At 66.7% G+C, this 4,896-nt stretch carries 5 protein-coding genes and 1 pseudogene; 2 read left to right on the top strand and 4 right to left on the bottom strand.

The window, feature by feature from the left end:
* Nucleotides 1-1,073: YifB family Mg chelatase-like AAA ATPase (locus tag JHD07_RS21935; protein WP_291625687.1), on the bottom strand; the 1,073-nt coding region annotated here is incomplete at its 3' end.
* Nucleotides 1,074-1,300: 227 nt separating this feature from the next.
* On the opposite strand from JHD07_RS21935, the gene JHD07_RS21930 reads away from it, so the two are divergent.
* Nucleotides 1,301-1,546 (top strand): PilZ domain-containing protein, encoded by a 246-nt coding sequence (locus tag JHD07_RS21930; RefSeq protein WP_028145870.1) that lies wholly within the window; start codon nucleotides 1,301-1,303, stop codon nucleotides 1,544-1,546.
* An 80-nt stretch (nucleotides 1,547-1,626) separates the two neighbouring features.
* Nucleotides 1,627-2,412 carry a tetratricopeptide repeat protein gene (locus tag JHD07_RS21925; RefSeq protein ID WP_291625684.1) on the top strand — a complete coding sequence of 262 codons (786 nt, stop codon included), beginning with the start codon at nucleotides 1,627-1,629 and terminating at the stop codon, nucleotides 2,410-2,412.
* A 21-nt stretch (nucleotides 2,413-2,433) separates the two neighbouring features.
* On the opposite strand, the gene JHD07_RS21920 is transcribed toward JHD07_RS21925, so the two are convergent.
* From JHD07_RS21920 to JHD07_RS21910, 3 genes and pseudogenes are all read right to left on the bottom strand, one after another.
* On the bottom strand, nucleotides 2,434-3,723 hold the full coding sequence (locus tag JHD07_RS21920; protein WP_291625683.1) for an AAA family ATPase: 1,290 nt from the start codon (nucleotides 3,721-3,723) through the stop codon (nucleotides 2,434-2,436).
* Complete coding sequence (locus tag JHD07_RS21915; RefSeq protein ID WP_291625681.1) at nucleotides 3,720-4,451, bottom strand: CpaD family pilus assembly protein; 732 nt, start codon at nucleotides 4,449-4,451, stop codon at nucleotides 3,720-3,722. The genes JHD07_RS21920 and JHD07_RS21915 overlap by 4 nt, the downstream gene beginning before the upstream one ends.
* Before the next feature lie 50 nt (nucleotides 4,452-4,501).
* A pseudogene (locus tag JHD07_RS21910) lies at nucleotides 4,502-4,896 on the bottom strand (secretin); the annotation flags it as partial.

The following is a 4,896-nucleotide window of genomic DNA, read 5'->3' as shown; positions in this document are numbered from 1 at the left end:
GCATAGCCGGGCTCGAACGCGTTGCCGCAGCGGCAAGGATTCATCGCCGCGACCAGCATGAAGCGGGCCGGGTAGGTGACGCGGTGATTGGCGCGCGACACCGCGACCTCGCCGTTCTCCAGCGGCTGGCGCAGCGAATCCAGCACGCGCGGATCGAATTCCGGCAGCTCGTCGAGGAACAGCACGCCCTGATGCGCCAGCGAGATCTCGCCGGGCTTGGCGCGCATGCCGCCGCCGGTCAGCGCAGCCATGCTGGCGGAATGATGCGGCGAGCGGAACGGCCGCCGCGCCGTCAGCGCACCGCCTTCGATCTCGCCAGCGACCGAGGCGATCATGGAGACCTCGAGCAGCTCGCCCGGCGACAATGGCGGCAGGATCGAGGGCAGCCGCGCCGCCAGCATCGATTTGCCAGCGCCCGGCGCGCCGATCATGAGCAAATGATGCCCGCCGGCAGCCGCGATCTCCAGCGCGCGCTTGGCACTTTCCTGGCCCTTGATGTCGCGCAGGTCGAGCGTCGAGGCTGCGGCCTCGTGCACCTTCGGCGTGGGCCGCGACAGCACCTGCGTGCCCTTGAAATGGTTGGCGATCTGGATCAGCGAGTGTGCGGCGACGATCTGGATGTCGGGGCTCGCCCAGGCCGCCTCGGAGCCGCACGCCGCCGGGCAGATCAGCCCCTCCTCGCGTGCATTGGCGCCGATCGCGGCGGGAAGAACGCCGGCCACCGGCGCGATCGAGCCGTCGAGACCGAGCTCGCCGAGCACGGTGAAGCCGGTCAGCGCATCAGGCGGGATCGCTCCGATCGCCGCCATCAGCCCGAGCGCGATCGGCAGGTCGTAATGGCTGCCTTCCTTGGGCAGGTCGGCCGGCGCCAGGTTGACGATGATCCGCCGCGCCGGCAGCGCCAGCCCCGAGGCGATCAGCGCCGCACGCACCCGCTCGCGCGCCTCCGACACCGCCTTGTCAGGCAGGCCGACGATGGCAAAGGCCGGAAGCCCGGGCGCGACCTGCACCTGCACGTCGACCGCGCGGGCCTCTATCCCCTCAAAGGCGACGGTGGAAACCCGCTGAACCATGCTCAAACCAGCCTGCCCTCTCGCGCAATTAGGGGTAGCAGAGCGTGGCCGCCGGCGCAAGAACAATACGGGAACGATCCTCGAAGGAACGCAACTCCTAATCCGGCCTAAACGCGACGCCGAGACTACGTCTCGAATACCACCCACTCTGCTCAGCACATCCCAACGAATGTCCGTTACTCCTGGGCCTGCGGGATGGGCCGTGGTCTGATGGGTAAACAGTTCAAATGCTGGTAAATCGCCGGAGAAGCGAACGTCGGGTGTGTAGCCGGCTCGCCAAGATCCATTTTGGCGCGGGCTCGCTGCCGCGGGACTGCACGATCACTGATATTTCGGATGGCGGTGTAAAGGTGGTTGCGGAATTCCTGGAAGTGCCGCCGCAGTTCACCATCATCTTCGCGCCGGATTACTCCCGCCAATGCCGTCTGCGCTGGCGCATCGGCTGCGAGTTCGGCGCCGAATTCGTCGACTGAACGCAAGCGGCCCCGCGTCCTTAACGGGACTTTAGCGTTAATCGGTAAGCATCTCTGATCAGTTGCCGAGTGATCAGAGTATGTCCAAGCGTTTGTCTCTCGCCTTTCCGCCGGCGGGATATCTGTGTTCCGCAGTCCTGATCCTCGCCCTCGGCGGCTGTCAGACCGCGGGCATCGAGGATGTCACCGGTGCGCTTGGCAGCAAGCGGGAAGCGGCGACCAGGGTCGACGCGAAGGCCGAGGCAAGGTCGAACATGGACGCCTTGCGTGAGCGCTACCGCGCCAGGCCCAGCGATCCCGCAGTCGCGATCGAATATGGCAAGGCTCTGCGCGAGACCGGGCAGCGCGCGCAGGCGGTCGCGGTCCTCGAGCAGGCCGTGCTCGCCCATCCCAGCAACAAGGCGCTGCTCGCCGGCTATGGTCGCGCGCTCGCCGACAACGGCAATTTCCAGCAGGCTTTCGACGTCCTCGGCCGCGCCCATTCGCCCAATGATCCCGATTGGCGAATCCTGTCGGCACAGGGCGCAGCGCTCGATCAGCTCGGCCGCAACGAGGAGGCACAGCAATATTACGCCGCGGCGTTGAAGATCGTGCCGGACGAGCCCGCCGTGCTGTCCAATCTCGGACTGTCCTATATGCTGCAAAACAATCTGTCGAAGGCCGAACAGGTGCTCGGCCGCGCCCATCAGCGCAATCAGAACGATGCGCGGGTCCGCGCCAATTTCGCGCTGGTGCTGGGCTTGCAGGGCCGCGAGGCCGAGGCCGAGATCCTCGTGAAGGCCGATCTGCCACCCGATCAGGCCGCGGCCAAGGTCGCAGCGCTGCGGCAGCTGCTGGCGAAGAAGCAGCAGCGGGCGGACCGATAATCCGCCTCTCTCGATGTTCGCCTACGACGCCTTGCGATGCGGGGCCGAGCCGCGTCCGGACCTGCCCTTCAGCTTCTTCAACAACGGCTCGAGCAGCGAGCGCCTCGGCTTCTTCACCTCGCCGCGGCCGGCGAGGCGGTTCGCCATGTCCTGAAACAGCAGCGTGGTGCGGTGGGACTTGGAGACCTCCGCGATCATCTGGCCGTTATTGGCTGCGGTCGAGAACAGTTTCGAATCGAACGGGATCGCCGCGATCGGCTGGCTCTCCATGGTCTTGGCGAAGGCCTTGACCTCGATCTCCGCGCGCTTGGGCATGCCGACCTGGTTGAGGCAGTACAGCGGCGGGCGGTCGTTCGGCCGCGCCGCTTTCAGCACGGTCAGCATGTTCTTGGTGTTGCGCAGATTGGCGAGATCGGGCTCGGCCACGATCACGATGTCGTCGGCGTTGACGAGCGAGCGCCGCGTCCAGCCGGACCATTGATGGGGAACGTCGAGCACGATGCAGGGCGTCGTCATGCGCAGTGTGTCGAACACCGCGTCAAAGGCTTCGGCGCCGAAATCGTAGACGCGGTCGAGGGTGGCGGGTGCAGCGAGGAGGCTGAGGCGATCGGTGCATTTGGCGAGCAGCCGCTCCATCAGCGCCGTGTCCGGCCGGTCCTGCGACAGCACCGCGTTGGCGATGCCCTGCACCGGATCCTGGTTGTAGTCGAGGCCCGCCGTGCCGAAGGCGAGGTCGAGATCGATCACGACGGAATCCAGCGAAAGGTCGCGGGCGATGGTCCAGGCCAGGTTATGCGCGACGGTGGACGCGCCGACGCCGCCCTTGGCGCCGACCACGGCGATGACGCGGCCGGTGATGATGGCCTCGGAGGCCGAGAACAGGCTGCAGATGGAGCGGACCACGTCGAGGGTCTCGACCGGCCCGACCACGTAGTCGTTGACGCCGCGGCGCACCAGCTCGCGATAGGGCGCGGTGTCGTTGGGATTGCCGATCACGACCACGCGGGTGCCGGGATCGCACACGCCGGCGAGGTCGTCGAGCCCCTCGAGAATGTCGCGCGTGCCGTCCGACTCGATGATGATCACGTTCGGCGTCGGCATCGATTCGTAGACTTCGATCGCCGCCGCGAGGCCGCCGTCCTTTGCGGTGAGGTGGGCCTTGGCGAGCCGGCGATCCTCGCCGGCCGCGGTCACCGCCTTGAGCGTCTGCTCGGTCTCGCAGAAGGCCTGCACAGAGATTCGAGGAACCGGCGCGATGTGTTCCTCGGGATGTCCGGGGTCGTCCGCATCTTCGTCTTCTAACCTTGTCATTGGCCCGTGTCGCTGAGTTTGGCCCGGTCGGATTCGGGATATGTGGTTGCCGTCGTCGTGCCCTTGCGATAGCGCTCGAATGCAATGTTTCGTCGCGCGGTGTAGGCCGGTGTCTCGGATCGCGGCTGCTCGAGGTCGGCCGGGTTGTCGATCATGGCCGCGAGATTGCGCTGGCTGGCGCAGCCCAGATTGAAGTAGGGGCGGTTCTCGTTGTAGCCAGGGTTGAGAATGGACGGCCCGACGTCTTCCGGCCACAGCCCGCAGGGGCCCGCGACGGCGGCGATCCTGGAATAGCTCAGGCGGATGGTGGGCAGCAGCCCGGGATCCTCGGGGCGATAGGGATGCTGGACGATGGCGCGGGACGGCACGCCGCCGGCGCCGAGCGCCGCGCGAATTTCCTGATAGGTCGCCGCGGCCGCGCGCGAATTGGCGGTGTCGACGGGCACGTCGACCACGACTGCGCCGGTGCCTTCGCGTACCCAGTCCTGCGCGATGCCTGCCACGTCCGCTCGCTGTGCGGCGGAGAGGCCGCCCCTCGCCTTGCCGACGAAGATCACGATCGACTTCTTGCCTTCCTGCACCGCGATCGGATGACGCTGGCGATAGTCGGTCGGGACCGTCTGGGTAACGATCTCCGTGGTGTTGCAGGCGCCGAGCATGACGGAGAGGCCCGCCAGTGCCAGCGCGATCCCGAAGTTGCGACGTCGATCGGCTGCTGGTGTCGTCATCGGCTGCTCCCCTCCTGCCCCGTGTCCTGTCCGGTCCCCAAACCGTGGTGTCAGTCGATGATGAAGCCGAAATCACCCGGCGTGCCGTCGATCGGATCGACGCGGCGCGCGACGCCATAAAGGCGGTTTATGCGGCCAAGCAGCGCCGTCTGCGCATCCGAAGCCGGGGCGAAGCCGTCGTCGGGCCGCGACAGTTCCTTCTGGGCGACTGCGCGCACCACATAGGGCGTCACGATCACCATCAACTCGGTCTCGTTGTTGACGAAGTCCTGGCTGCGGAACAGCGCGCCGATGATCGGCACCTGGTCGACGCCGGGCAGGCCGTTGATGGCCTGCTTGGTCTGCTGCTGGATCAAGCCGGCCATCGCCATCGAGCCGCCCGAGGGAATCTCCAGCGTCGTTTCGGCGCGGCGGGTCTGGATCGAGGGAATGGTGATCGAGTTGT

The sequence above is a fragment of the Bradyrhizobium sp. genome (genome assembly GCF_016462955.1).
In the GTDB taxonomy this organism is placed as follows: domain Bacteria; phylum Pseudomonadota; class Alphaproteobacteria; order Rhizobiales; family Xanthobacteraceae; genus Bradyrhizobium.
Note: the sequence above shows the minus strand (reverse complement) of the source record. Positions and strands in the feature narration are given on the sequence as shown.

Coding starts and splice junctions, on each gene's coding strand:
- JHD07_RS21915 (WP_291625681.1), bottom strand. CDS start 4,451: ATGACGACACCAGCAGCCGATCGACGTCGCAACTTCGGGATCGCGCTG.
- JHD07_RS21930 (WP_028145870.1), top strand. CDS start 1,301: ATGCTGGTAAATCGCCGGAGAAGCGAACGTCGGGTGTGTAGCCGGCTC.
- JHD07_RS21925 (WP_291625684.1), top strand. CDS start 1,627: ATGTCCAAGCGTTTGTCTCTCGCCTTTCCGCCGGCGGGATATCTGTGT.
- JHD07_RS21920 (WP_291625683.1), bottom strand. CDS start 3,723: ATGACAAGGTTAGAAGACGAAGATGCGGACGACCCCGGACATCCCGAG.